Here is a 24,110-nt window from a genome sequence, read left to right as displayed (position 1 = left end):
ATGGCCTGGCGTCTGAAACTGGTCCCGGACCAGACCAATATCGACTTTTTCCGCCTTCAGACCTTTACCTTCGGCCTGTCCACGCTGCTGGCGCTGGCATCCGTTGTGGTGATGTTCTTCATGGGGCTGAATTTCGGCATCGACTTTCAGGGCGGCACCACCATCCGCACCGAGGCAACGCAGCCCGTGGATGTCGGCGCCTACCGCGCCGCCATCGCGCCGCTGAATCTGGGCGATGTGGCGATCACGCAGGTCTATGACCCCACCTTCCGCGAGGATCAGCACGTCGCGCAGGTCCGCATTCAGGCCCAGGATGGCGCCGAGGCGGTGTCGCAACAGACCATCCTGAAGGTCGAGGCGGCGCTGAAGGCCGTTGACCCCAGCGTCACCTTCCCCTCGGTCGAATCGGTCGGTCCCAAAGTCTCGGGCGAGCTGATCCAGACCGCGGTCTACGCGGTGCTGGCCTCGCTGGCGGCGATCTCGGTCTATATCTGGCTGCGGTTTGAATGGCAGTTCGCGGTCGGGGCCTTCGTGTCGCTGATCCATGACGTGCTGATCACGCTGGGCCTGTTCAGCCTGTTCCAGATCAAGTTCGACCTGACCACCATCGCCGCGCTGCTGACCATTCTGGGTTATTCGATCAACGATACCGTGGTGGTGTTCGACCGGCTGCGCGAAAACCTGATCAAATACAAATCGCGTCCGCTGCGCGACCTGATAAACCTGTCGGTGAACGAAACCCTGTCGCGCACGGTGATGACCTCGGGGACGACGCTGGTGGCGCTGTTCGCGCTGCTGGCGCTGGGGGGCGACGTGATCCGCGGCTTTGTCTTTGCGATCACTTTCGGGATCGTGATCGGGACCTATTCCTCGATCTATGTCGCCAAGAACATCGTGCTGTGGCTGGGGGTGAAACGCGACTGGACCAAACCCGAGGCCGAGGTCGCGGCCAATGGCGACACCCCGTTCGGGAAGATGCCCTGACATGGCCCTCAGCCCAACCGATTTCGGCGGCGCGGCGGCGATTGACGGCTATGGCCCCGGCTTTTTCCGCGTGGCCGGGCAGGTCCGCCACGGCGCGCAGATCGTCACCGCCGCACGGGCAGCCGACTGGGGCGGGCTGGATGACCGGGCCGCGCTGATGGCGCTGGCCGGGCAGGTGGATGTGCTGTTGCTGGGCATGGGCGCGCAGATCGCCCATCCCCCCGCCGGCCTGATCGAGGATCTGGCCGGGGCGGGCATCATGGCCGAAACCATGTCCAGCCCCTCGGCGGCGCGCACCTTCAACGTGCTGCTGGGCGAGGGCCGCCGCGTCGCCGCCGCCCTGTTGCCGGTATGACCGCGCTGCTGCATGTCCGCGACCTGTCCGTGGCCCGTGGCGGTCTGCGCGCGGTTCAGGGCGTCAGCTTCGACCTGAACCCCGGTCAGGCTCTGGTCCTGCGTGGCCCGAACGGCATCGGCAAAACCACCCTGCTGCGCACCGTCGCGGGCCTGCAACCCCCGGTATCGGGCCAGATCAACGCGGCCCCGGACGCGATCGCCTATGCCGCCCATGCCGACGGGCTGAAATCGGCGCTCAGCGTGGCGGAAAACCTGCGCTTCTGGGCAGCAATCTTTGGCCGCGCCGATATTGACGCGGCGCTGGCGGCGATGAACCTTTCCGCCCTTGCCAGCCGCGCCGCCGGCGCGCTGTCGGCGGGGCAAAAGCGGCGTCTGGGGCTGGCGCGTCTGCTGGTGACGGGGCGCCCGGTCTGGGTGCTGGATGAACCGACGGTTTCACTGGACGCCGATTCGGTGGCCCTGTTTGCCAAAGCGGTGCGGGCGCATCTGGCCGCGGGCGGGGCGGCGCTGATGGCGACCCATATCGACCTGTCCATCCCCGAGGCCAGGGTGCTGGATCTGACCCCCTTCCGCGCCCGCCCCGATACGCCCGCCCCCCGCGCCGCAGGCTTCAACGAGGCTTTCGCATGACCGCAACCGCACCAGGCATGGCCAGTGCCGCCGGGTATTTGCACAACGAAGAAGCGCGTCAGGGTTTTCTTTGTTGTCCAAATACCCATTGCGGCCGTTCAGCCCGCGATATGGGCGCGGCACGGGGTGGTTATGGCGTCATGCCTGTCAGGCGGGGGGTGTCATGCTGGCGCTGCTGATCCGTGACCTTCGTCTGGCCACCCGCGCGGGCGGCGGGTTTGGGCTGGGGCTGGCCTTTTTCCTGATCGTCTGCACGCTGGTGCCCTTCGGGGTCGGACCGCAGGGTAATCTGCTGGCGCGGATCGCACCGGGGATCTTGTGGGTCGGCGCGCTGCTGGCCTGCCTGTTGTCGCTGGACCGCATCTTTGCGCTGGATCACGAGGACGGCTCGCTGGACCTGCTGGCCACCGCGCCCCTGCCGCTGGAGGCCGCGGTGGCCATCAAGGCGCTGGCGCATTGGCTGACCACCGGCCTGCCGCTGGTGGTCGCGGCGCCGGTCTTTGGCGTGCTGCTGCATCTGCCGCAGGCGGCGATGGGCTGGCTGGTGGTCTCGCTTCTGGTTGGTACCCCGGCGCTGTCGATGCTGGGGGCATTTGGTGCGGCGGTGACGGTGGGGCTGCGGCGCGGCGGGTTGTTGCTGTCACTGCTGGTGCTGCCGCTTTATGTCCCGACGCTGATTTTCGGGGCCGAGGTCGTGCGCCGCGGCGCCGAGGCGATGCCCGTCGCCACCCCGCTGGCCTTTCTGGGCGGCATCACGGCGGCGGTGGCGGGGCTGATACCCTTTGCCGCAGCGGCGGCTTTGCGGGTCAATCTGCGCTAGCGGGGCTTGAGCCAGCCGTCCGCAACCGCTAGGGAAACGCAAACAGGGAACAGCCATGTCGATCTGGGAATACGCCAACCCCGTCAAGTTCATGCGCACATCCGGTGCGGTGCTGCCGTTTGTCGCCGTTGCCGCCGCCATCTGCCTGATCGGCGGTCTGGTCTGGGGCTTTCTGACGCCTGACGATTACAAGCAGGGATCGACGGTCAAGATCATCTTTCTGCATGTGCCCGCCGCGCTGATGGCGATCAATATCTGGCTGATGATGCTGGTCACGTCGCTGATCTGGCTGATCCGCCGCCACCATGTCAGCGCGCTGGCGGCCAGGGCAGCGGCGCCGGTCGGGGCGGTGATGACGCTGATCGCGCTGATCACCGGCGCGGTCTGGGGCCAGCCGATGTGGGGGACATGGTGGGAATGGGACCCGCGCCTGACCAGTTTCCTGATCCTGTTTCTGTTCTATCTGGGCTATATCGCGCTGTGGTCCGCGGTCGAGGACCCCGACAGCGCCGCCGACCTGACCGGGGTGTTGTGCCTTGTCGGCTCGGTCTTTGCGCTGTTGTCGCGCTATGCGGTGAATTTCTGGAATCAGGGCCTGCATCAGGGCGCCTCGCTGTCCGTCGCCCCCGGCGAACGGATGAGCGCGATCTATCGCTATCCGCTGTATCTGACCATGGCGGGGTTCTTTTTCTTCTTTGTGGCGCTGTTGCTGCTGCGGACCCGGACCGAGATCCGCATCCGCCGCACCGCCGCCCTGCAGGCACGAGAGGGCCGTTCATGATCGACCTGGGCAAATACACCATCCCGGTTCTGTCCGCCTATGGCGCCTCGGTGGTGCTGCTGGTCGGGATCGTCTGGCAAAGTATCGTCCGCAACGCCCGCGCCCGTCGCGCGCTGGACCAGCAAGAGGCACGCCGACATGGCTAAGCTGCCGCTGGCCGCGATCCTGCCGCCGCTGATCTTTGCCGGGCTGGCGGCTGTGTTCCTGTGGGGCATGGCGCGGGAAAACCCGTCCCAGATCCCGTCAGCCATGATCGGGCGCGACGCCCCGGCGCTGCCTGCGCAAACCCTGCCGGGCAAGGCCGCGCTGACCGATGCCGACCTGCGCGCCGGGCAGGTGACGGTGGTGAATTTCTGGGCCAGCTGGTGCCCGCCCTGCCGGGCCGAACACCCGGTGCTGAAACAGATGGCCGCCGATGGCATCCGTCTGGCCGGGGTCAATTTCAAGGACAAACAGCTGCAGGCCAGCGCCTATCTGAAGGGCGAGGGCGACCCCTTCTTTGCGCTTGGCTTTGACCCCAATGGCCGCAGCGCGCTGGACTGGGGGGTGACCGCCCCGCCCGAGACCTTCATCGTCGATGGTCAGGGCAAGGTGCTGTATCGCTTTGTCGGGCCGCTGATCGGCAGCGACTATGAAAAAGGCTTCCTGCCCGAACTGAACAAGGCGCTGGGGCGATAAACCCCGCCCGCCCGTCGGGTGACGGGCGTTGCGCACAGGCGTCTCAGCCCTTGTCGATCGCGTCCGAGGCCGCTTTGGCCAGAACCGCCGCCCCCAGAAAACCGACCAGCAGCAGCGCACCCACACCGATACCGGCCCCGGTCGCGACAGCGCGCCCGTCCACCGCCGGACGGTCCGCCACATAAGGGTCCCGGGCACAGCCCGCCAGCAGGCCGCAGATCACCAGACTGATCAAAGGCGTTTTCATCATTGCACTTCCTTGCGTAAAGACCTTGCCCTTACGCCTGCATCGCGCCCCCCACAATCGGCTTCGCGGCAACGTGAAACGCCGTTATCGCAGCGTGCCTGCGGTTTCTTCGTTGCCCAAATACCCCTGCGGCGGGGCCGCGCCCCGGACCACGTCGCGGCCAGAATGCAAAAGGCCCCGCGCGGGGGCGGGGCCTTGCACAGTTCCGGCGGGGTTACGACCGGGCGAGGTTGCGCAGAACGTAATGCAGCACACCGCCGTTTTGCAGATACTCGATCTCGACCTCGGTATCGACGCGGGCTTTCAGCTGGACGACCTTCCGCGTGCCATCGGCATAGGTGATGGTGCAGGGCACCAGCGACAGCGGTTTGAAATCACCGGCCAGACCGTCGATGCTGATGACCTCGTCGCCCTTCAGGTTCAGCGTCTTGCGGGTGTCGCCGCCGGTGAATTCGAACGGGATAACCCCCATGCCGACAAGGTTCGAACGGTGAATCCGCTCGAAGCTTTCGGCAATCACCGCCTTGACCCCCAACAGGTTGGTGCCCTTGGCCGCCCAATCGCGCGACGACCCCGCGCCGTATTCGATGCCGCCGATGATCACCAGCGGCGTGCCCGCCCGTTCATAGGCCATGGCCGCGTCGAAAATCGGCATCTGCTGGCCGTCCGGGCCTTTGGTAAAGCCACCTTCGACCCCGTCCAGCATCTCGTTGCGGATGCGGATATTGGCGAAGGTGCCGCGCATCATCACCTCGTGATTGCCGCGCCGAGAGCCATAGCTGTTGAAATCGCGCGGCTGCACCTGCCGTTCGGTCAGGTATTGGCCAGCCGGGGTGTCGGGCTTGAACGACCCGGCGGGGCTGATGTGGTCAGTGGTGATCATATCACCCAGCAGCGCCAGAATCCGGGCGCCGTCGATATCCTCGATCTTGCCGGGCTGTTGCGACATGCCCTGGAAATAGGGCGGGTTCTGGATATAGGTCGAGCTGGCCGGCCAGTCATAGGTCTCGCTGTCGGTGACCTCGACCCCGCGCCAGCGCTCGTCGCCCTTGAACACATCGGCATATTTGGTCTGGAACATCTCGCGCGTGACGATGGTGTCGACCAGATCCGCGACCTCTTTGGTCGAAGGCCACAGATCCTTCAGGTAAACCGGGTTCCCATCCTTGCCGGTGCCGATCGGGTCGCGGGTGATGTCGATATTCATATCCCCGGCCAGCGCATAGACCACCACCAGCGGCGGCGAGGCCAGATAATTGGCGCGCACATCGGGGCTGATGCGGCCCTCGAAATTGCGGTTGCCCGACAGGACCGAAACCGCGATCAGGTCGTTATCGTTGATCGACTTGCTGATCTCGGGTTGCAGGGGGCCGGAATTGCCGATGCAGGTCGTGCAGCCGAAACCGACAAGGTTAAAGCCGATGGCGTCCAGATCGTCCTGCAAGCCCGCGGCCTCAAGATATTCGGCCACGACCTGCGACCCCGGCGCCAGCGAGGTTTTCACCCACGGCTTGCGGGTCAGCCCCAGTTCGCGCGCCTTGCGGGCCACCAGACCAGCCGCCATCAGCACATAGGGGTTCGAGGTATTGGTGCACGAGGTGATCGACGCAATCACGATGGACCCATCATGCAGCCGGTAATCCTGCCCTTCCACGCTGCCCTGATTGTAACCGCCGACATGGCCGGGCAGGTCGCAGGGTTCGCCCGAACCGCCTTCCTCGCGCCACTCGACCTCTTCTTCGGGGCTGGCATCGGGGGCTTTGCGCTGACCCAGAACCACCTCGCGGAAGGCCGCTGCGGCGGTGTCCAGCGGCGTGTGGTCCTGCGGGCGTTTGGGGCCGGAAATCGCCGGAACCACGTCGCCAAGGTCCAGTTCCAGCGTGCTGCTGAACACTTTTTCGCTGCCATCGCGCCAGAAACCGTTTTCCTTGGCATAAGCCTCGACCAGCGCGATGCGGTCCTTGTCGCGACCGGTCTGTTCCAGATAGCGCAGGGTTTCGTCGTCAATCGGGAAGAACCCGCAGGTGGCGCCGTATTCGGGGGCCATATTGGCGATGGTCGCGCGGTCGGCCAGCGGCATGTGGTCCAGACCCTCGCCATAAAATTCGACGAATTTGCCGACCACGCCATGGGCGCGCAGCATCGCCACGACCTTCAGCACAAGGTCGGTCGCGGTCACGCCCTCGCGCAGCGCGCCGGTGACTTTGAAGCCCACGACCTCGGGGATCAGCATGGAAATCGGCTGACCCAGCATCGCGGCCTCGGCCTCGATCCCGCCGACGCCCCAGCCCAGAACGGCAAGGCCGTTCACCATGGTGGTGTGGCTGTCAGTGCCGACCAGCGTGTCGGGGTAGGCCACCTGTTCGCCGGTCTGGTCGCTGTCGGTCCAGACGGTCTGCGCCAGATATTCAAGGTTCACCTGATGGCAGATCCCGGTTCCGGGCGGCACCACGCGGAAATTCTGAAACGCTTTCTGGCCCCATTTCAGGAACTGATAGCGTTCCATGTTGCGCTCATACTCGCGCTCAACATTGACCTGAAAGGCGCGCGGGGTGCCGAATTCGTCGATCATCACGCTGTGGTCGATGACCAGATCGACGGGGTTCAGCGGGTTGATCTTTTGCGCATCCCCCCCCAGCGCCTTGATGCCGTCGCGCATTGCGGCAAGGTCGACCACCGCCGGAACCCCGGTGAAATCCTGCATCAGCACACGGGCCGGGCGATAGGCGATCTCGCGCGGGTTTTTGCCGCCCTTTTGCGCCCATTCGGCAAAGGCCCTGATGTCATCGGTGCTGACCGTGCGGCCGCCATCCTCGAATCGCAGCATGTTTTCCAGCACCACCCGCAGCGAGGCCGGCAGTTTCGAGAAATCCCCAAGGCCCGCCTCGGTCGCGGCGGGGATCGAATAATAGGCATATTCCTGACCACCCGCAGTCAGCTTGCGGCGGGCCTTGGCAGTGTCGGTTCCGGTGACGATGGGCATCACGGCCTCCCTGTCGGTTGATGGGTCTGGCAAAAGCTCTGACAGCGATTTGAGCCTGATTGCCCGCAAAATCAAGGTTGACAGGCCGTTCTGTGCGACACAGCGCCGAAAACAGCCCGGTTCGCGCGCGGCGCGCCGCGACGGGCCGGGCGAAGGCAGGGCCGGTTGGCGGACAGATGCGGGCACGGGCAGGTCGGGCGCCCCTGTCGGCGCGGGCCTGTCGCGGGCGGGATGCGGGGCCGGGCAGGGGGCATGGCGCCGGGGCTGTGGCGATGCTGCCACGCTGGCCCGGTCTTGCCCGCCGTTGACAAAGCGTTGATTTGGTTTGCCCCCGGCATGTCGCTAAAACCGGGGCATGTTGCTGCCCTGTCCCCGCCTTGTCCCCACCGCGCGGCTGCCGCTTCTGGCCGCGGCTGCCTTGCTGGCCCTGCTGCCGGTCTGCGCCCCGGCGCAGAATACCGCTTCGGGCGATGATCGCGGAAGCGTCACCGAACATGACAGCCCCCCCCATGACAGCACCACAGCAGCCGACCGCGATGCGGATCGCGCCAGCGCTGGCGATACGGGCGGTGGTGCGGGCAGTGGCGATGCTGTGGCTGGCCGGACCAGTGGGGACAGTGCCGGTGCCGGTGCCGGTGCCGGTGCCAGTGCCAGCGGCGGCGATCAGGATCTGGATTTTGACGACGACTGGTCGGGATACGATGATGACGACTGGGGAAGCTTCCAGTGGGACGAGGGCCGCGACCCCGATGACGGCCGTGGCCTGTCGCGTCCCGCGAAGGCGGGCGCGCGGCGTTTCGGTCCCATGTCGCACCCCCCCGTTCTGGTCGAGATGTTCACCTCGCAGGGCTGTTCCTCTTGCCCGCCCGCCGATGCGATGCTGGCTGATCTGGCCACGCGCAAGGATGTGATGGCGCTGTCCTATCACGTCGATTACTGGGACTATCTGGGATGGGCCGACCACCTTGCCCGCCCGGCCTTCAGCCTGCGTCAGCGCGCCTATGCCGAGGCTTTGGACCAGCGCGGGATCTATACCCCGCAGGTGGTGATCGCGGGACAGGATTCGCCCATGGACCTGCGCCCCGCCGATCTGGTGGAACGTGTCGAACGCCATCACGCCGCCCCGGTCGCGCTGGCGGTTTCCGCCCGGCACGAGGCCGGGCGCCATGTGATCGCGCTGACCCCGGAACGGGCCTTGCAGCACCCGGCGGTGATCGAGCTGGTGCGCTATGCCCCGGAACGGCGGGTCCGGGTGGCGGCGGGCGAAAACAGGGGCCGCGATATTCGTTATGTGAACGTGGTTCTGGACGTTCAGCGACTGGCGCGCTGGGACGGGCAGGCACCGGTGCGCCTGACCATCCGCAACGGCGCGCGCAGCGATGCCTTTCCGGGCGATACGCGACATTTGTTGCTGGTTCAGCAGGTTCAGGCCGGCGGCTGGCCCGGTCCCATTCTGACCACGCTGCCACTGGACTGACCCGCCCGCAGCGTCGGCACCGGCGTGGGCCGGTCAGGGGCGGCCCGGTTCCCCCATATTGTGCGCGGCGCCCTGTGTTGGTTCGCGGCGGACCCTCTGCGCCGCTGCCATGCGCCCCGCTGGTATGGGTGCTGCTGGTATGGGCACCACGGGCGCGGTGCCGGTGGCACTGCGTCCCGCCCGCCGGTCGGGTGGTGCCGGGCCATGCGAATCGGCACTTGCCTTTCGCGGCAGTGGCTGCGACAGCCAAAACATGACCGAATGGATCGACAGCATCACCGGCACCCCCGAAGGGGCGCGCGTGGCCTCGGGGCTGGCGCTGTCGGCGGCGTTTCTGCACGCGCTGTTCGGGGCCTTGCAAAAAGGCCGTCACGACCCGTGGATCAGCCGCGCGGCCATTGACCTCAGCTATGGGGCGATGGCGCTGCCGGTGGCGCTGTTCCTGCTGCCCTGGCCCGAGCCTGCCCTGTGGCCTGTGCTGCTGGGGACCACGGTCATTCATATTGCCTATAAGCTGGCGCAGGCGATGACCTATGACCGGGGGGCCTATACCGTGGTTTATCCGGTCATCCGCGGCACCGGGCCGTTGTTTACCGTGATGGCCGCCGGTCTGGTCTTTGCCGAGCATTACAACCCCGTGCAATGGGCCGGGGTGCTGCTGTTGGTGGGGGCGATCTTCGGGCTGGCGGCGGTGAACTGGCACGCCGCGCCCGATGCGCGCCGGGCCTTGTCGCAGGCGCTGGGGCTGGCGCTGCTGACGGGTGGTTTCGTGGCGCTGTATACGACATATGACGCGTGGGGCATCCGGCAGGCCCGGAACCCGCTGGTGTTTCTGGTGTGGTTTTTCGTGCTGGATTCCTGGTTCATGCCGCTGTTGCAATGGCGGCGGCTGGCGGGTCTGGGGCGGGCGGACTGGCCGGCGCTGGCCGGGCGCGGGGTGATGGGGGCGCTGGTGGCCTTTGCCAGCTTTGGCTCGATCATGCTGGCGACGCGGATTGCCGATGTCGGTCGCGCCGCCGTCCTGCGCGAGACCTCGACCGTGTTCGCGGCCCTTGTCGGCTGGCTGGTTCTGGGGGAAAAGGTCGGCATGTTGCGCAGCCTGCTGATGGCGCTGATCGCCGCCGGGGCGATCATTGTGGAAATGGCGGGCTGAGATCACGAAAGGAAGGCCATGACCCCCACCCGACCCGTGCCGCACTGGCTGAAAGCCGTGCTGGAATACGGCCCGATCGCCCTGTTTTTCGGCGTGTTCATGCTGTTTCGCGACCGCGAGGTCATGATCGCCGGTCACGCCTATCAGGGGGTGCTGCTGGCCACGCTGATCTTTGTGCCGGTCACCGTTCTGGCGACGGCGCTGCTGTGGCGGCTGACCGGCCGGTTGTCGGTCGCGCAGCTTGTCACGCTGGTGGTGGTGGTGGTTTTCGGCGGGCTGTCGCTTTGGCTGAACGACCCGCAATTCATCAAGATGAAGCCGACGCTGATCTATGCCATCTTTGCCGCATTGCTGGGGTTCAGCTGGCTGACCCGGCGCAACTGGCTGGGCAAGGTGATGGGCGACGCGCTGCCCATGCGCCCCGAGGGCTGGCGCATTCTGACCGCGCGTCTGGCGCTGTTGTTTCTGGCGCTGGCGCTGGCGAATGAACTGGTCTGGCGCAACCTGTCCGACACGGTCTGGGTGAATTTCAAGACATTTGGCCTGCCGGTGGTGATCTTTCTGTTCCTGATGGGCAATGCCGGGCTGTTCAGGCGGCACGGCATCGCGCCCGAGGATTAAGCGCCTCAGGCCGGGCCTTCCAGCGCACGCCCGGTCATCTGCGCCGCGCCGCCCGGCGCCAGCAGGCGCGACCAGCGCGGCATCGGCTGATGCGACAGGCCGGCCCGCAGGCCCCGCAAAGGCAGCACCTGCGGATGGTGCAGGGCGGCGCGGTAAAAATCGAACAGCCCGCCGCGCAGATAGGGCGACCAGTGACACAGCCGCTTTGCGTCGCCGCCCACCGGAAAGCCCAGCCTGTCCAGCGCCGCGATGACCTGTGGTGAATCGATCTGAATGTCCAGCCAGTTGGCGCGGGCCTGCGCCAGCCCGAACCCCAGTGCCCGCCGCCGCCCAAGGCTGAGGCACAGTTCCAGCCCCAAGTCGAAAAGGTCGTTTTCGCGGGTGGTGATGTTGATCACCTCGGCCTGCTGTCCGGCGGGGCTGTCGATGGCCGCAAGTGCCGGTTCGCGAAATTCGGCCCCGGCCAGCAGGATCAGCCGCCCCGCCACACCCGGTGCGGCATGGTGCAGGGCCGACAGCGCGACACGGGCCCCCATCGAATGGCCGATGATCGCCACCGGCTTGTCCGCCTGTTCGGACAGGTCGGCCATCAGGCGGGCCAGATCGCGACCGGCCTGCCCGGCGCGGCGATACGCCCCGCGCAGGCTGCCCCGCGCCTCCCATCCGAAGGCGATGCCAAGGCCATTGCCGCCGTTCTGGCCGAACCCCAGTGCCGCCGGCCATGACAGCACCCGCGGCCCCACCATGTCGGGTGACAGCGACAGGATATGGCCGTGCGGGTTGCTGCGGGGATGGCGGGGCGAAAAGCGATAGCCGTGGATCATCACGATCAGCGGCTGGCTCTTTGGCAGGCTGGCCGCGTGGCGGCGCAGGTCCTGCGTGGGGTTCTGTCCCGCATTGATCGCGAACAGCGCCATGGCGCACCTGCCGATTGCCTTGGTTCGGGTCAAGCATTGCGCAACGCTGCAACATTGCAGTGAAAAAGCGGTTAAAATTATGTGACAGCGCCGGCATGACTTGCGATAGGCCGGGGCCGCGGTTACCCCGCAAGGCACGCGCATTCAGAAAGGCCCCGCCATGTCCCCGGATAAAGCTGCCCAAGACGTTCCCGCCAAGACCGCGTCGGTCAAGGATGTGTCGGGGTGTCACCCGCGTACCATGGCCGTGCATCAGGCAGCGCGCCGCAGCCCCTATGGCGAGGTGGCCGAGGCGCTGTATATGACGCAGGGCTTCGTCTATGACAGTGCCGAGCAGGCCGAGGCGCGGTTTGTTCAGTCCGGACCTGACGAATTCATCTATGCCCGCTATGGCAACCCCACCAGCCGCATTTTCGAGGACCGCATCGCCGCGCTGGAAGGGACCGAGGACGCCTTTGCCACAGCAAGCGGCATGGCGGCGGTGAATGGCGCGCTGATGGCGGTGGCGGCGCCCGGCGCGCGGATCGTCGCTGCGCGGGCGCTGTTCGGGTCGTGCATTTATGTGCTGGACCTGTTGAAGGGGCTTGGCGTCGATGTGGTTTATGTCGATGGCACCGATCTGGCGCAGTGGCGGGCCGCCATCACCCCCGGCACCGTGGCGGTGTTTTTCGAAACCGTGTCCAATCCGGGGCTGGAGGTCGCGGACCTGCCCGCCATTGCCGAACTGGCCCATGCGGCGGGGGCGCTGGTGATGGTCGATAATGTCTTTGCCACGCCGGTTTTTTCCCGCGCGGTGGCGCAGGGGGCGGATGTCGTCATCTATTCCGCGACCAAGCATATTGACGGCGGCGGTCGCGCGCTGGCAGGCGTGATCTGTGGCAGCCGCGATTTCGTGCGCGGCAAGGCCGAGCCTTACCTGAAACATACCGGCGGCGCGATCAGCCCGTTCAATGCGTGGCTGATGCTGAACGGCCTGACCACGATGGATCTGCGTGTGCGCCAGCAGGCCGACACGGCGCGGCAGATGGCCGAACGCCTGTCGGGCAACCCCGCCTTTGCGCGTGTGATCTATCCCGGATTGCCGAGCCACCCGCAACACGCGCTGGCGATGGCGCAGATGGGGTCGGGGGGGACCATGCTGGCGCTGGAACTGGCCGGCGGCAAGGATGCCGCCTTCCGCCTGTTGAACGGGCTGCGCATTATTACCATTTCCAATAATCTGGGCGATGCCCGGTCCATCGCGACACATCCCGCCACCACCACGCATCAGCGCCTGTCGGATGCCGACAAGGCGCATCTGGGCATTACCCCCGGCCTTGTGCGTCTGTCGGTGGGGCTGGAGCATGTGGACGACCTGATCCGCGACATTGAAACCGCGCTGGCGCCATAGGCGCAACGCGCGGATCAGCAGGGCAACGAATCGGGTCAGGTGACACAGCATGGCCCGGTTATGGCCCAAAGGTCTTAACATTCGGTTGATGCGCCCCCATCTTGAGGTCCGAAACCGCGCCAACAGGTCACGCCCGATATGAACAAGCCGATCGACTATACCCCTTATCCGGTGCTGAACCGCGAATATCCCAGCGATTTCAAGGTCGATCCCCAGTATAAATCCGGTCTGCCCGATATGCAGAACGGCCCCGCCAGCACGATTGTCGGCGCCCGCACCGCGATTCAGCATGTGGGCATCAGCAATTTCCGCCTGCCGATCCGTTACCGCACCCGCGAGGGCGGCGAGGTGGTGCTGGAAACCAGCGTGACCGGCACTGTCAGTCTGGATGCCGAGAAAAAGGGCATCAACATGTCGCGCATCATGCGGTCCTTTTACGGCCACGCGGACAAGGAATTCAGCCTTGCCGTGATGCAGGCGGCGCTGGACGATTACAAAGACCACATGCAGGCCTATGACGCGCGCATCCAGATGCGGCTGTCCTATCCGATGCAGATGGGGTCATTACGCTCGGGCCTGTCGGGGTGGCAGTATTATGATACCGCGTTCGAGGTCATCGACCAGGGCGGCACGCGGCTGCGGGTGATGCATTTCGACTATGTCTACAGCTCGACCTGCCCCTGTTCGCTGGAACTGTCGGAACATGCGCGCATGTCGCGGGGGCAGATGGCGACGCCGCATTCGCAGCGCTCGGTGGCGCGGATCTCGGCGGTGATGCAGGGGGCGGGGCGGCTGTGGATCGAGGATATGGTCGATCTGTGCCGCCGCGCCGTGCCCACCGAAACCCAGGTCATGGTCAAGCGCGAGGACGAACAGGCCTTTGCAGAACTGAACGGCGCCAACCCCATCTTTGTCGAGGATGCCGTGCGCGCCTTTGCCCAGGAATTGCTGGCCGACCCGCGCGTGGGCGATTTTCGCGTCATTGCCAGCCATCAGGAATCGCTGCACAGCCACGATGCCGTCAGCCTGCTGACCGAAGGGCCGACATTTGCGTCACGCTCTCTTGATCCGGGCGTGTTTGCTTCTTTACAGCATCGCGCTTGATCTGGCCCGCGTAATCGCGTCCAAGGCGTTTTTTGCCAAGGACATCACAATGACACATTCCCCCCTGATGATTGCCCCGCTGCTGGCGGCGATGGCGCTGTCGGGCTGTATGGTCGAGCCGGTGACCATTGTCGCCCCGACCACCCCCGTGCCCGCCACCCGCGTCATCGTGGCCGAGGCCCCGCGCCCCGCCACCACCCGCACCGAAACCGTCAGCGATGCGGCGGGCAATGTGGTGACCAAAACCGTGACGCGGGTCCAGGTCGTGCCCCTGTCCAACAGCCTGCGCGGCGACTGGAGCGCGCGCGAGGGTGGCAACAGCGATTGCAAGGTCAATCTGGGCGATGCCGCACGCCCGATCAGCGGCGGCCAGCAGGCCGGTGCCCGCGGCTGTATGGGCGACCGCCTGTTGTCGCTGTCGGCCTGGACGCTGATGGGGGAAACGCTGGTGCTGAAGGATGCCTTCGGTGACAGCATCGCCAGTCTGCATCAGGTGGAACACGGCGTTTGGTCGGGGAATGGCATCAGCCTGTGGCGTTAAGGGGCGGTTCGGAACAAGGCGCGAACATGGCTTGGCCCGCGCGGGTCAAACGGTTATGGTCGCGCCATGAACGGATTCGATGATGACCCTTTCGAAGCGGCGGCCAGCGCCGCGCATGTGCCGCTGTCGCAACGGGCGATGGCGGCGCGGCCTGCACCCTATCTGGACGGGCTGAACCCGCCGCAACGGGCGGCGGTCGAAAGCCTTGACGGGCCGGTGCTGTTGCTGGCCGGGGCGGGGACCGGCAAGACCCGCGCCCTGACCACCCGCATCGCCCATATCCTGACCCAAAGCCGGGCGCGTCCGGGCCAGATTCTGGCCGTCACCTTTACCAACAAGGCCGCGCGCGAGATGCGCAACCGCATCGGCCGCCTGTTGGGCGAAACGGTCGAGGGGATGCCCTGGCTTGGCACCTTTCACAGCATCTGCGTCAAGATCCTGCGCCGCCATGCCGAACTGGTGGGCGATGGCACGCTGACGCTGAAGCCCGGCTTTACCATTCTGGACACCGACGACCAGTTGCGCCTGCTGAAACAGCTGATCGCGGCGGAAGGGATCGACGACAAGCGCTGGCCTGCGCGTATGCTGGCGGGGCTGATCGACGGCTGGAAGAACCGCGCGCTGATGCCGCATCAGGTGCCGGTGGCCGAAAGCCATGCCTATGACGACAAGGGGGTGGCGCTGTATCGCGCCTATCAGGACCGTCTGCTGGCGCTGAACGCGGTCGATTTTGGCGACCTTCTGCTGCATTGCGTGGCGATTTTTCAGGCCCATCCTGACGTCCTGACCCAATGGCAGGACCGGTTTCGCTATATCCTTGTGGACGAATATCAGGACACCAATATCGCGCAATATCTGTGGCTGCGGCTGCTGGCACAGCGTGACCGCAATATCTGTTGCGTGGGTGATGACGACCAGTCCATCTATGGCTGGCGCGGCGCCGAGGTGGGCAACATCCTGCGGTTTGAACAGGATTTTCCCGGCGCGCAGGTGATCCGGCTGGAACAGAATTACCGGTCCACCCCGCAAATTCTGGCGGCGGCCTCGGGGTTGATCGCGGCGAATGAGGGGCGGCTTGGCAAGACCCTGTGGACCGATGCCGACCCCGGCGAGGCGGTGCGCCTGATCGGCCATTGGGACAGCGACGCCGAGGCCCGCTGGATCGGAGAGGAGGTCGAGGCTTTCCACGGTGGCCACCGCGCCCGCATCGGCCAGCACAGCCTGAACGACATGGCGATTCTGGTGCGGGCCAGCCACCAGATGCGCGCATTCGAAGACCGTTTCATGACCATCGGTCTGAATTACCGGGTGATCGGCGGCCCGCGCTTTTACGAACGCGCCGAGATCCGCGACGCCATGGCCTATTTCCGTCTTGCCGTCAGCCCCAGCGACGATCTGGCGTTCGAGCGTATCTTCAACACCCCGCGCCGTGGTTTGGGCGACAAGGCCCTGAAAACGCTGCAATCCGTGGCCCGTGACAGTGCGCAGCCGCTGCTGATCGCGGCGCAGCAAGCCGTTGCTGACAGGCTGATCGGCGGCAAAGGCGGCAAGGCGCTGGGGGAATTCGTTCAGGCCATGGGCCGGTTCCATGCCGATGCGCTGGATGACAGCGTGAACCATGTCGAACTGGCGGAACGGATTCTGGACGAATCCGGCTATACCGCGATGTGGCAGAATGACAAATCGCCCGATGCACCGGGGCGTCTGGACAACCTGAAGGAACTGGTCAAGGCGCTGGAAGAATTCGACAATCTGCAAGGCTTTCTGGAACATGTCGCGCTGGTCATGGACCGCGACGAGGCCGAGGATGCCGAGGCCGTCAGCATCATGACCCTGCACGCCGCCAAGGGGCTGGAATACCCGATCATCTTCCTGCCGGGGTGGGAGGACGGGCTTTTCCCCAGCCAGCGCGCCATGGACGAAACCGGCGTAAAGGGGCTGGAGGAGGAACGCCGGCTGGCCTATGTCGGCATCACCCGCGCTGAAAGGCTGTGCACGATCAGCTTTGCCGGCAACCGCCGCATGTATGGGCAATGGCAGTCGCAGCTGCCATCGCGGTTTATCGACGAACTGCCCGAAGACCAGATCGAGGTGCTGACCCCGCCCGGCCTTTATGGCGGCGGTTACGGCGCGGCGGCGGGTTCGGTCGCGGGGGCGCAGATGCAGGACCGCGCGGCGCGGGCCGATGTCTATAACTCGCCGGGCTGGAAGCGGATGCAGACCCGTCAGGTCCAGCCCCGCAAGCCGGTGGTGATCGACGCCACCGCCGCCGCCAGCTTTTGCGTCGGTGACCGCGTCAGCCACGCCAAATTCGGCGCGGGCCAGATCATGGGCATTGCCGAGGATACGCTGACCATCCAGTTCGAGGCAGGCTTCAAGACGGTCAAGGCGTCCTATGTCCAGCCGGCGGGTGGTGGCGACGACGTGCCGTTCTGACGGGAACGCCGCCCCGCCAGACGGCGTTACCCCCGCAAAGGCAAGGGGGCGAAACCAAAGGGGAAGGCCATGCTGCATATCGACACCCGCACCGACCAGAACGTCGTCATCGCCCGCCCCGAAGGGCAGCTGTCTGATGCTGATTTCAACCAGCTTGGCAAGGCACTGGACGATGCCACCCGCGAACAGGGCCACGCGCCGGGGCTGGTGATCCGGCTGGACCAGCTGCCGCATTGGGACGGGCTGGACGCGCTGCGCGCCCATATGACGCTGGTGATGAAACAACAGGCGCAATTACCGCGCATCGCGGTGGTGACTGACAACCCGGCGCTTGGGCTTTTGCCCAATGTCGCGGGCCTGTTCGTCAAGGCCCGGATGCGCCATTTCGCCCCCGCCGATCAGGACGGTGCCGTGGCATGGGCGGGCGGCGATATCACCCGCCCCGAGGGGTATCAGATCCTGCATGGCTTTCCCGATAATGTCATCGCCCTGCGCGCCACCGGGGAAATTACCTCGCGCGATTATACCGAATTGCTGATCCCGCTGATGCGGGCCAAGGCGCGCGAACATGACAAGCTGCGCGTGCTGATGGAATTGTCGCCGGAATTCGAAAACTATTCACTTGGGGCGATCTGGGACGATGCCGGGCTTGGCCTGACCTATTGGCGTGACTTCGAACGTGTCGCGCTGGTGGCCGACAGTGGCTGGATCACCCGCGCGGCGAAACTGTTTGCGCCGCTGGTGCCGGGCATCCTGCGCATCTTTCCGCACGGACAGGCCGACGCGGCGAAGGACTGGATCAGCGAGGCCTGACCTCTTCGTTGCCCAAATACCCCATGCGCTGCACGTCAGGCGCGCGCAAACACCGCGGACAGGGCGCGGGCCTCGGCCTCCAGCCCCCAGGGCGGGTTGACCACGAACATCCCCGATCCGACCATGCGATGCCCCGCGCGGGCAGCGGTAAAGCGGACCTCTGACAGCAGGGCTTGCGGGTGGTCACTGCGCAGCGCGTCCACCATCGGCCCGTGGCGCGCATCGGCAAGCACCGGATACCACAGCGCAATCACGCCCACATTCCATTTGCGCGCGATCTGCCCGATGAACCGGGGCAGGGCGGCATAGTCAGCCTTTACCTCATAACTGGGGTCAATCAGCATCATTCCGCGGCGTGGCGTCGGCGGACAGACCGCCTGCGCCATCGCGTAACCATCCTGCTGATACAGGGTCGCAAACCCCGCAACATCGGCCAGCGCCTGATGTTCGGCCGGGTGCAGCTCGGCCAGATGGGCGCTGTCGCCGGGGCGCAGGAAATGCCGTGCGATCAGCGGCGACCCCGCATAGGCCGCCGCGCCATGGCGGGCGCGGATCGCTGCCAGCGCCGCCAGCAGCGGGTGGTCGCCGGGCAGCCAGCCCTCGGCCAGCGCGCGGGTAATCCCGGCCTCGGCCTCGTTGGTTTTGCGCGCCTGCGCATCGCCCAGATCATACAGCCCCCGCCCGGCATGGGTTTCGACATAGCTCAGCGGTTTGGGCTTGGCGGTCAGATAGGCCAGCATCCGCGCCAACAGCGCGTGCTTGTGCAGATCGGCCAGATTTCCGGCGTGATAACCGTGCTGATAGGACAACATGGGGCGCCTTCTAGGCCGCGTCTTGCCGTGGTGCAAATGAAAAGCGGCGGCGCCCGAGGGAGGAGGAAAGGGCACCGCCGCGCAACGCTGGCCCGAGGGAGGATGAGTGGGCCGCGTATAAGATGCGGTGATGGCCGGGAGGGAGGAGGGTGGCCATCACCGCGAACGATCAGTCCCCAAGGGAGGAGGAAGGGACCATCGCAACTGTCCGCCTTGCGGCGTGGGCGAATTGCGGCGACCCCAGGGGGGGGGAGGGGGGTCGCCGCCTTCACCATGACGCCCTGAAGGGAGGAGGAGGGGCGTCACTGTAACTGATGGCGGCATCTCCGAGGGAGGAGGAGAAGGAGATGCCGCCTGAACCCGTGCCGATTAAGGGAGGAGGAGTTCGGCCGGGATAGGAATTAATGTCGCACCCTTGCTGCTGCTTCATTCGCGACCCGCGACAGCATCCGCCGGTCCAGACCCATTTCAGCCAGATCGCGATCGGTCATCGCGCTTAACTGCCGCAGGGTGCGCCGGCTGTGAAGGCGTTGCCGCAGGCTGTCGCTGACCAGACGCAGCGCCGCCATCAGGCCGCGCATCTGGCGCGGTCGGGCAAAGCTGTGATCGGTCGAGGCCATCTGCAAAGGTCTTTCTGTTTTCGGATGCGGCGGTGCCGCGTCGGTTGATGGGTCTAAAATGGCCTCGTTGCTGCGACTGCACAATGCAGAAACTTGGGATGCAGTCATGCAAAAACCGCATGGCTGTGCTGCTGGCTGTGGCGTTTTGTTGACCCATCGCCGCGCAAGATCAATTAATATCAGGGGGTTTTGACGCAAAAAGACGCAAGGTCAGGTTTTGAAACGTCGCGTAACCTGCCGAAAAAGACTGTGACCTGCGTAACATTGCCGCGTCAGTTTCATATCTTCGTGCGGGTTCCTTTGCAGATGCAGCGTTATCGCTATCTGCTAAAGTTTACCAGTGCGTCAACATCACGCCCCCGTGTGTCGCGATTCGATGGCGGTTCCGCTGGGTGGCGACCTGCCCCATTGCCGCCCGCTCTCACCCGGCTGACAGGCGGTGGCGGGGCGACTTGGGTTGCCGTGATGGATCAGGCGGTGGTTCTGGGAAAATCTGGGAATGGGCCGGCCCCGTCGCCGGTTCCGGGCGGTTTTCCCGAATCGCGTATCCGTGAACGCCCGTGACACAGGGGTCGATTCGACCAATATTCCCTTGTTTTCGCCGTCTTTCCGGTCATGTGAGGGTGTTTTTCGGGAAAATATGGGCCAGTGCGACATAATTTCGCCACCACCATATGTGGTGGTCATTTGTCCCTTTTCACGCAAAACCTGCATCGAATCGCGCCGCGCAACCAAAATGTTCGCGCCATGTTCACGGTTGCGTCAGGCCGGCCCCGCAAAGCGGTGGCAAACATTTCCATTGCGTCCCATGTTTTCCCATGGCATTTCTGTGATCACGGAAACGGGCATGAAGGGGCAGCAAGACCCCGGAAGGCGAAGCAGGCTTCATACAGGCACCCGCTTCCGACACAAGATCCGGCGCGCGTAAGAGCAGCACCTCCCCCAGGTGGCGCGCCAGGCCGGACGAAGCCCCGAACGGGGCCCCAGAGATGGGAACGAGGGCGGCGGATCGGGCGGTGGCAGCGGCCCGGTCCGCCCTTTCCTTTTCGGGCGACCGGAAAGGCGGGACAGGTGAAGGAAGGACTCGCGGGTGGCGCGCAGGTTCAGAGGCTCAGAGGACGTTAAAATCGACGCCAAGGGTCGCATGTCGGTCCCGGCGCGGTTTCGCCGCGTTTTCGAATCCTGCGATCCCGATTTCGAATCCGGCCGCCGCGCGCAGATGGTCATCGTCTATGGCGGCGAAAACCAGCGCCATCTGGAATTGTTCACCATCGACGCCATTGACGAAATCGACCAACAGATCGACCGGATGCAGCGCGGATCGCCCGCGCGGCGCGCGCTGGAACGGCTGATGCACGGCCAGTCGCTTGAGGCCGAGATCGACGAAGACGGGCGTCTGGTTCTGCCGCAAAAGCTGCGTGACAAGATCGGTCTGGACAAGGCCGCGTTCATGATGGCCTCGGGCGATTACCTCAAGCTGTGGCGCCCCGAGGATTATCAGGATTCCGACGCCGATCTGGATGCGTTTGTCGACGATCTGGGACCGGATTTCGACCTGCGCAGCCTGCTGCCCGGCGCCGATCCGCAGCCCGAGGGCTGATCCGGTGTCCGCGCCGCATATCCCCGTGCTGCTGGCCCCCCTGCTGCGCGCGGTCGCGCCGGTGTCGGGGCTGTGGGTCGATGGCACCTTCGGGGCTGGCGGCTATGCCCGCGGGCTGTTGGCGGCGGGGGCGGATCGGGTGATCGGCATCGACCGCGACCCCAGCGTTTTCACGATGGCGCGGAATTGGGCCGGCGATTACGGCGACCGGCTGGACCTGCGGCAGGGCACGTTTTCTGACCTTGATACCATCGCCGGCCAGCCTGTCGATGGGGTGGTGCTGGACCTTGGCGTCAGCTCGATGCAGCTGGATCAGGCGCAGCGCGGCTTTTCCTTCCTGCGCGACGGGCCGCTGGATATGCGCATGGGCGATGACGGCCCCAGCGCCGCCGATCTGTTAAACAGCGCGGATGAAACGGTGATCGCGGATGTGCTGTATTACTATGGCGAGGAACGCGCCTCGCGCCGGATCGCCCGCGCCATCGTTGCCGCGCGTCCGCTGACGACCACCGCGCAACTGGCACAGGTCGTGGCGGGCTGTCTGCCGCGCCCCAAGCCTGGCCAAAGCCACCCCGCCACCCGCAGTTTTCAGGCCATCCGCATCTGGGTGAATGACGAATTCGGCCAGTTGGTCGCGGGGTTGCAGGCCGCTGAACGGGCGCTGAAACCGGGCGGAAAGCTGGCCGTGGTCAGCTTTCATTCGCTTGAGGACCGTATCGTCAAGCGGTTCATGCAACAGCGTTCCGGCTCGGCCGGGGGGGGGAACCGCTATGCCCCGGTGCAGGAACAGGCCGCGCCCGCCTTCCGCCTGCCGTTCCGCCGTGCCATTGGCGCCGATGAGGGTGAACTGGCCGCGAATCCGCGCGCGCGCTCGGCCTATCTGCGGGTGGCGCTGCGCACCGACGCGCCAGCCGCGCCCGCCGATGCCGATACGCTGGGGCTGCCCCGGCTGAAAGGGGGGCGGTGATGCGGTCGGTGATCTTCGTCATCGGGGCGGTGATCGTGATGACCCTGGCCTTCTGGGCCTACCGCGAGAATTACCGCACCCAATCGGCCATCAACGACATGAACAAGGTCCAGCGCGAGATCACCAGCCTGCGCGAAGAGCTTGGGGTGCTGAATGCCGAATGGGCCTATCTGAACCGCCCGTCGCGGTTGCGTCAGCTGGTCGATCTGAATTTCGAACGCCTGCGTCTGGTGCCGCTGGAATCGGACCAGTTCGCGGGCATCGCAAATATCGCCTATCCGCCCGCGCCGGAAAAACTGATCCGTCCGCCGCGCCGCCCCGAGGGTTTCGACCCCAGCGCCGCGCAACAGGAGCCGCAGCCATGATCCGCACGCCCTTGCGTCCGCTTGCCCGTATCCTGCGCGCCCGCGATCAGGGGGCCGATCCCGACGCCATCGAGGCCGAAAACCGCGCCCTGCGCAGTGCCGAAATTCAGGACGAGGCCCGCCGCCGCGCCGATAAACGCCTGTGGCTGATGAGCGGCCTTTTCATGCTGGCCTTTGCCACGGTGGGGGTGCGCATGGGCATGGTCGCCTCGGCCGCGCCGTCCGAGCCGCGGATTCAGGCGCGCAGCGCCCCGATCATCAGCCAGCGCGCCGACATCACCGACCGCGAGGGCCGGATTCTGGCGACCAACCTGCTGACGCATTCGCTGTATGTTCACCCCCATCAGCTGATCGACCCGGACAAGGCGGCGCGTGAACTGGCGCGGATCTTTCCAGATCTGAACCATGACCGGCTGCTGAAACTGTTCAAAAGCGACCGCAAATTCGACTGGATCAAGAAAAAGATCAGCCCCGAACAGATGCAGGCGGTGCATGACATCGGTGACCCCGGCCTGCTGTTCGGCCCGCGCGAAATGCGGCTGTATCCCAATGGCCATCTGGCCTCGCATATTCTTGGCGGCGCCAGCTTCGGGGTCGAGGGCGTCAGCAGCGCCGAGGTTCTGGGCATTGCCGGGGTCGAAAAGCAATTCGACGCCGATCTGCGCGACCCCGCCAATGAAGGCGCGCCGCTGCGCCTGTCCATCGACCTGCCGGTGCAATCCGCGATGGAGGACGTGCTGGCCTCGGGGATGAAGGTGATGCGCGCCAAAGGCGCCGCCGGTGTCCTGCTGGAGGTGCGCAGCGGCGAAATTCTGGCCATGGCCAGCCTGCCCGATTTCGACCCCAACGACCGCCCGCGCCCCCAGCTGAAGGGTGACCCGTCCGACAGCCCGCTGTTCAACCGCGTGGTGCAGGGGCAGTACGAGCTTGGCTCGACCTTCAAGATTTTCCCGGTGGCGCAGGCGATGGATTTGCGGCTGATCAACCGCAACACCTGGATCAACACCCACACCCCGATGAAAATCGGCAAATACCAGATCCGCGATTTCCACAATTACGGCGAAAGCCTGACGGTCGAGGATATCATCGTCAAATCCTCGAATGTGGGCACGGTGCGCATTGCCCAGATGATCGGTCCCGACCGCCAGCGCGACTTTTTGAAAAGCCTTGGCTTTTTCGAGCCGACCCGGATCGAGATGGTCGAGGCCCCGACCGGCAAGCCGCTGGTGCCGACACGCTGGCCTGCGGTGACGGCGGCGACGGTCAGCTTTGGTCACGGTCTGGCGGCCAGCCCGCTGCATCTGGCGGCGGCCTATGCCACGCTGGCCAATGACGGGCGCCGGGTGCGGCCGACCCTGCGTCACGCGCAGGACCATCCGCAGGGCGAACAGGTGCTGTCACCCCAGGCCGCCCGTCAGGCGCTGTCGCTGTTGCGGCAGGTGGTGGTGCGCGGCACCGCCCGTCAGGCCGAGGTCGCGGGATACGAGGTCGCCGGCAAGACCGGCACCGCCGACAAGCCGCGCCCCTCGGGCGGGTATTACGACAACAAGGTGGTGGCGACCTTTGCCTCGGTCTTTCCGGTCAGCGACCCGAAATATGTGCTGGTGGTGACGCTGGATGAACCCTCGGTGCAAAGCGGCGGCGGCGGCGAAAGCCGCACTGCCGGGATGACCGCCGTGCCGGTGGCGGCGGAACTGGTGCGCAGGCTGGCGCCGCTGATGGGGCTGGCCCCGGTTGGCGAAACCACGCTGCCCAAGATTGCCCCCCGCCCGAAAGCTGCGGTAAGGCTGTCGCAGAACTAAGCAAGGGACCGG

General features: G+C 65.6%; 24 protein-coding genes. 19 read left to right on the top strand and 5 right to left on the bottom strand.

Annotated features, from left to right (window positions below):
• From secF to ACFXP9_RS04440, 7 genes are all read left to right on the top strand, one after another.
• Entirely contained in the window at positions 1-984 is a 984-nt protein-coding gene (gene secF, locus ACFXP9_RS04470) for a protein translocase subunit SecF (protein WP_397206180.1), read from the top strand.
• A 1-nt stretch (position 985) separates the two neighbouring features.
• Complete coding sequence (locus tag ACFXP9_RS04465) at positions 986-1,339, top strand: Mth938-like domain-containing protein (protein WP_397206178.1); 354 nt, start codon at positions 986-988, stop codon at positions 1,337-1,339.
• The gene (gene ccmA, locus ACFXP9_RS04460; RefSeq protein WP_397206176.1) at positions 1,336-1,971 is read left to right on the top strand and encodes a heme ABC exporter ATP-binding protein CcmA; all 636 of its coding nucleotides are present in this window, start codon (positions 1,336-1,338) and stop codon (positions 1,969-1,971) included. The genes ACFXP9_RS04465 and ccmA overlap by 4 nt, the downstream gene beginning before the upstream one ends.
• 163 nt (positions 1,972-2,134) lie before the next feature.
• On the top strand, positions 2,135-2,791 hold the full coding sequence (gene ccmB / locus ACFXP9_RS04455; protein ID WP_397206174.1) for a heme exporter protein CcmB: 657 nt from the start codon (positions 2,135-2,137) through the stop codon (positions 2,789-2,791).
• A gap of 55 nt (positions 2,792-2,846) precedes the next feature.
• On the top strand, positions 2,847-3,572 hold the full coding sequence (locus ACFXP9_RS04450; RefSeq protein ID WP_397206172.1) for a heme ABC transporter permease: 726 nt from the start codon (positions 2,847-2,849) through the stop codon (positions 3,570-3,572).
• Positions 3,569-3,718 (top strand): heme exporter protein CcmD, encoded by a 150-nt coding sequence (ccmD, locus tag ACFXP9_RS04445; protein WP_397206170.1) that lies wholly within the window; start codon positions 3,569-3,571, stop codon positions 3,716-3,718. The genes ACFXP9_RS04450 and ccmD overlap by 4 nt, the downstream gene beginning before the upstream one ends.
• Positions 3,711-4,250, top strand: coding sequence for a DsbE family thiol:disulfide interchange protein (locus ACFXP9_RS04440; RefSeq protein ID WP_397206168.1), 540 nt, complete (start codon positions 3,711-3,713; stop codon positions 4,248-4,250). The genes ccmD and ACFXP9_RS04440 overlap by 8 nt, the downstream gene beginning before the upstream one ends.
• A gap of 43 nt (positions 4,251-4,293) precedes the next feature.
• Here the strand turns inward: ACFXP9_RS04440 and ACFXP9_RS04435 are convergent, their stop codons facing one another.
• Complete coding sequence (locus ACFXP9_RS04435) at positions 4,294-4,497, bottom strand: hypothetical protein (RefSeq protein ID WP_397206167.1); 204 nt, start codon at positions 4,495-4,497, stop codon at positions 4,294-4,296.
• Positions 4,498-4,711: 214 nt separating this feature from the next.
• Positions 4,712-7,480 (bottom strand): aconitate hydratase AcnA, encoded by a 2,769-nt coding sequence (gene acnA / locus ACFXP9_RS04430; RefSeq protein ID WP_397206165.1) that lies wholly within the window; start codon positions 7,478-7,480, stop codon positions 4,712-4,714.
• Positions 7,481-7,835: 355 nt separating this feature from the next.
• Between acnA and ACFXP9_RS04425 the strand changes: the two genes are divergently transcribed.
• The 3 genes from ACFXP9_RS04425 (at position 7,836) to ACFXP9_RS04415 (ending at position 10,731) form a co-directional block, all read left to right on the top strand.
• The gene (locus ACFXP9_RS04425; protein WP_397206163.1) at positions 7,836-8,957 is read left to right on the top strand and encodes a DUF1223 domain-containing protein; all 1,122 of its coding nucleotides are present in this window, start codon (positions 7,836-7,838) and stop codon (positions 8,955-8,957) included.
• A gap of 253 nt (positions 8,958-9,210) precedes the next feature.
• Entirely contained in the window at positions 9,211-10,110 is a 900-nt protein-coding gene (locus ACFXP9_RS04420; protein WP_397206639.1) for an EamA family transporter, read from the top strand.
• An 18-nt stretch (positions 10,111-10,128) separates the two neighbouring features.
• Positions 10,129-10,731, top strand: a complete 603-nt coding sequence (locus tag ACFXP9_RS04415; RefSeq protein WP_397206161.1) for an inner membrane-spanning protein YciB — start codon at positions 10,129-10,131, stop codon at positions 10,729-10,731.
• 5 nt (positions 10,732-10,736) lie between these two features.
• Here ACFXP9_RS04415 and ACFXP9_RS04410 read toward each other — a convergent pair whose 3' ends face one another.
• Positions 10,737-11,648, bottom strand: coding sequence for a serine aminopeptidase domain-containing protein (locus ACFXP9_RS04410; RefSeq protein WP_397206159.1), 912 nt, complete (start codon positions 11,646-11,648; stop codon positions 10,737-10,739).
• Positions 11,649-11,889: 241 nt separating this feature from the next.
• Between ACFXP9_RS04410 and ACFXP9_RS04405 the strand changes: the two genes are divergently transcribed.
• The 5 genes from ACFXP9_RS04405 to ACFXP9_RS04385 all read left to right on the top strand — a co-directional run bounded on the left by ACFXP9_RS04405 (position 11,890) and on the right by ACFXP9_RS04385 (position 17,932).
• Entirely contained in the window at positions 11,890-13,038 is a 1,149-nt protein-coding gene (locus ACFXP9_RS04405; RefSeq protein WP_397206637.1) for a trans-sulfuration enzyme family protein, read from the top strand.
• A 138-nt stretch (positions 13,039-13,176) separates the two neighbouring features.
• Entirely contained in the window at positions 13,177-14,142 is a 966-nt protein-coding gene (folE2, locus tag ACFXP9_RS04400; protein ID WP_397206157.1) for a GTP cyclohydrolase FolE2, read from the top strand.
• A 49-nt stretch (positions 14,143-14,191) separates the two neighbouring features.
• Positions 14,192-14,683, top strand: a complete 492-nt coding sequence (locus ACFXP9_RS04395) for an AprI/Inh family metalloprotease inhibitor (RefSeq protein ID WP_397206155.1) — start codon at positions 14,192-14,194, stop codon at positions 14,681-14,683.
• A gap of 66 nt (positions 14,684-14,749) precedes the next feature.
• A complete protein-coding gene (locus ACFXP9_RS04390) occupies positions 14,750-17,119 on the top strand; it encodes an ATP-dependent helicase (RefSeq protein WP_397206153.1) in 2,370 nt (789 codons plus the stop codon).
• A 69-nt stretch (positions 17,120-17,188) separates the two neighbouring features.
• Positions 17,189-17,932 (top strand): SpoIIAA family protein, encoded by a 744-nt coding sequence (locus ACFXP9_RS04385; RefSeq protein WP_397206151.1) that lies wholly within the window; start codon positions 17,189-17,191, stop codon positions 17,930-17,932.
• Positions 17,933-17,967: 35 nt separating this feature from the next.
• Here the strand turns inward: ACFXP9_RS04385 and rlmJ are convergent, their stop codons facing one another.
• Together rlmJ and ACFXP9_RS04375 are read right to left on the bottom strand one after the other, a co-directional pair.
• Positions 17,968-18,744, bottom strand: a complete 777-nt coding sequence (gene rlmJ / locus ACFXP9_RS04380; RefSeq protein ID WP_397206149.1) for a 23S rRNA (adenine(2030)-N(6))-methyltransferase RlmJ — start codon at positions 18,742-18,744, stop codon at positions 17,968-17,970.
• 401 nt (positions 18,745-19,145) lie between these two features.
• Entirely contained in the window at positions 19,146-19,364 is a 219-nt protein-coding gene (locus ACFXP9_RS04375) for a DUF1127 domain-containing protein (RefSeq protein ID WP_397206147.1), read from the bottom strand.
• Positions 19,365-20,454: 1,090 nt separating this feature from the next.
• Here ACFXP9_RS04375 and mraZ point away from each other — a divergent pair.
• Genes mraZ through ACFXP9_RS04355 form a run of 4 tightly spaced genes read left to right on the top strand, consistent with a single transcriptional unit; the run spans position 20,455 to position 24,098 of the window.
• Positions 20,455-20,964, top strand: coding sequence for a division/cell wall cluster transcriptional repressor MraZ (gene mraZ, locus ACFXP9_RS04370; RefSeq protein WP_397206145.1), 510 nt, complete (start codon positions 20,455-20,457; stop codon positions 20,962-20,964).
• Positions 20,945-21,931, top strand: a complete 987-nt coding sequence (rsmH, locus tag ACFXP9_RS04365) for a 16S rRNA (cytosine(1402)-N(4))-methyltransferase RsmH (RefSeq protein ID WP_397206635.1) — start codon at positions 20,945-20,947, stop codon at positions 21,929-21,931. The genes mraZ and rsmH overlap by 20 nt, the downstream gene beginning before the upstream one ends.
• A complete protein-coding gene (gene ftsL, locus ACFXP9_RS04360) occupies positions 21,931-22,296 on the top strand; it encodes a cell division protein FtsL (RefSeq protein ID WP_397206143.1) in 366 nt (121 codons plus the stop codon). The genes rsmH and ftsL overlap by 1 nt, the downstream gene beginning before the upstream one ends.
• Positions 22,293-24,098 carry a peptidoglycan D,D-transpeptidase FtsI family protein gene (locus ACFXP9_RS04355; RefSeq protein ID WP_397206141.1) on the top strand — a complete coding sequence of 602 codons (1,806 nt, stop codon included), beginning with the start codon at positions 22,293-22,295 and terminating at the stop codon, positions 24,096-24,098. The genes ftsL and ACFXP9_RS04355 overlap by 4 nt, the downstream gene beginning before the upstream one ends.
• Positions 24,099-24,110: the final 12 nt, after the last annotated feature.

The sequence above is a fragment of the Paracoccus jiaweipingae genome (assembly GCF_044335505.1).
Lineage (GTDB): Bacteria > Pseudomonadota > Alphaproteobacteria > Rhodobacterales > Rhodobacteraceae > Paracoccus.
Note: the sequence above shows the minus strand (reverse complement) of the source record. Positions and strands in the feature narration are given on the sequence as shown.

Coding starts and splice junctions, on each gene's coding strand:
- ccmD (WP_397206170.1), top strand. CDS start 3,569: ATGATCGACCTGGGCAAATACACCATCCCGGTTCTGTCCGCCTATGGC.
- ACFXP9_RS04440 (WP_397206168.1), top strand. CDS start 3,711: ATGGCTAAGCTGCCGCTGGCCGCGATCCTGCCGCCGCTGATCTTTGCC.
- ACFXP9_RS04415 (WP_397206161.1), top strand. CDS start 10,129: ATGACCCCCACCCGACCCGTGCCGCACTGGCTGAAAGCCGTGCTGGAA.
- ACFXP9_RS04435 (WP_397206167.1), bottom strand. CDS start 4,497: ATGAAAACGCCTTTGATCAGTCTGGTGATCTGCGGCCTGCTGGCGGGC.
- acnA (WP_397206165.1), bottom strand. CDS start 7,480: ATGCCCATCGTCACCGGAACCGACACTGCCAAGGCCCGCCGCAAGCTG.
- ACFXP9_RS04385 (WP_397206151.1), top strand. CDS start 17,189: ATGCTGCATATCGACACCCGCACCGACCAGAACGTCGTCATCGCCCGC.
- ACFXP9_RS04410 (WP_397206159.1), bottom strand. CDS start 11,648: ATGGCGCTGTTCGCGATCAATGCGGGACAGAACCCCACGCAGGACCTG.
- ACFXP9_RS04405 (WP_397206637.1), top strand. CDS start 11,890: ATGGCCGTGCATCAGGCAGCGCGCCGCAGCCCCTATGGCGAGGTGGCC.
- folE2 (WP_397206157.1), top strand. CDS start 13,177: ATGAACAAGCCGATCGACTATACCCCTTATCCGGTGCTGAACCGCGAA.
- rlmJ (WP_397206149.1), bottom strand. CDS start 18,744: ATGTTGTCCTATCAGCACGGTTATCACGCCGGAAATCTGGCCGATCTG.
- ACFXP9_RS04355 (WP_397206141.1), top strand. CDS start 22,293: ATGATCCGCACGCCCTTGCGTCCGCTTGCCCGTATCCTGCGCGCCCGC.
- ACFXP9_RS04425 (WP_397206163.1), top strand. CDS start 7,836: ATGTTGCTGCCCTGTCCCCGCCTTGTCCCCACCGCGCGGCTGCCGCTT.
- ACFXP9_RS04390 (WP_397206153.1), top strand. CDS start 14,750: ATGAACGGATTCGATGATGACCCTTTCGAAGCGGCGGCCAGCGCCGCG.
- ACFXP9_RS04420 (WP_397206639.1), top strand. CDS start 9,211: ATGACCGAATGGATCGACAGCATCACCGGCACCCCCGAAGGGGCGCGC.
- secF (WP_397206180.1), top strand. CDS start 1: ATGGCCTGGCGTCTGAAACTGGTCCCGGACCAGACCAATATCGACTTT.
- ftsL (WP_397206143.1), top strand. CDS start 21,931: ATGCGGTCGGTGATCTTCGTCATCGGGGCGGTGATCGTGATGACCCTG.
- ACFXP9_RS04395 (WP_397206155.1), top strand. CDS start 14,192: ATGACACATTCCCCCCTGATGATTGCCCCGCTGCTGGCGGCGATGGCG.
- ccmB (WP_397206174.1), top strand. CDS start 2,135: ATGCTGGCGCTGCTGATCCGTGACCTTCGTCTGGCCACCCGCGCGGGC.
- ACFXP9_RS04450 (WP_397206172.1), top strand. CDS start 2,847: ATGTCGATCTGGGAATACGCCAACCCCGTCAAGTTCATGCGCACATCC.
- ACFXP9_RS04375 (WP_397206147.1), bottom strand. CDS start 19,364: ATGGCCTCGACCGATCACAGCTTTGCCCGACCGCGCCAGATGCGCGGC.
- ccmA (WP_397206176.1), top strand. CDS start 1,336: ATGACCGCGCTGCTGCATGTCCGCGACCTGTCCGTGGCCCGTGGCGGT.
- ACFXP9_RS04465 (WP_397206178.1), top strand. CDS start 986: ATGGCCCTCAGCCCAACCGATTTCGGCGGCGCGGCGGCGATTGACGGC.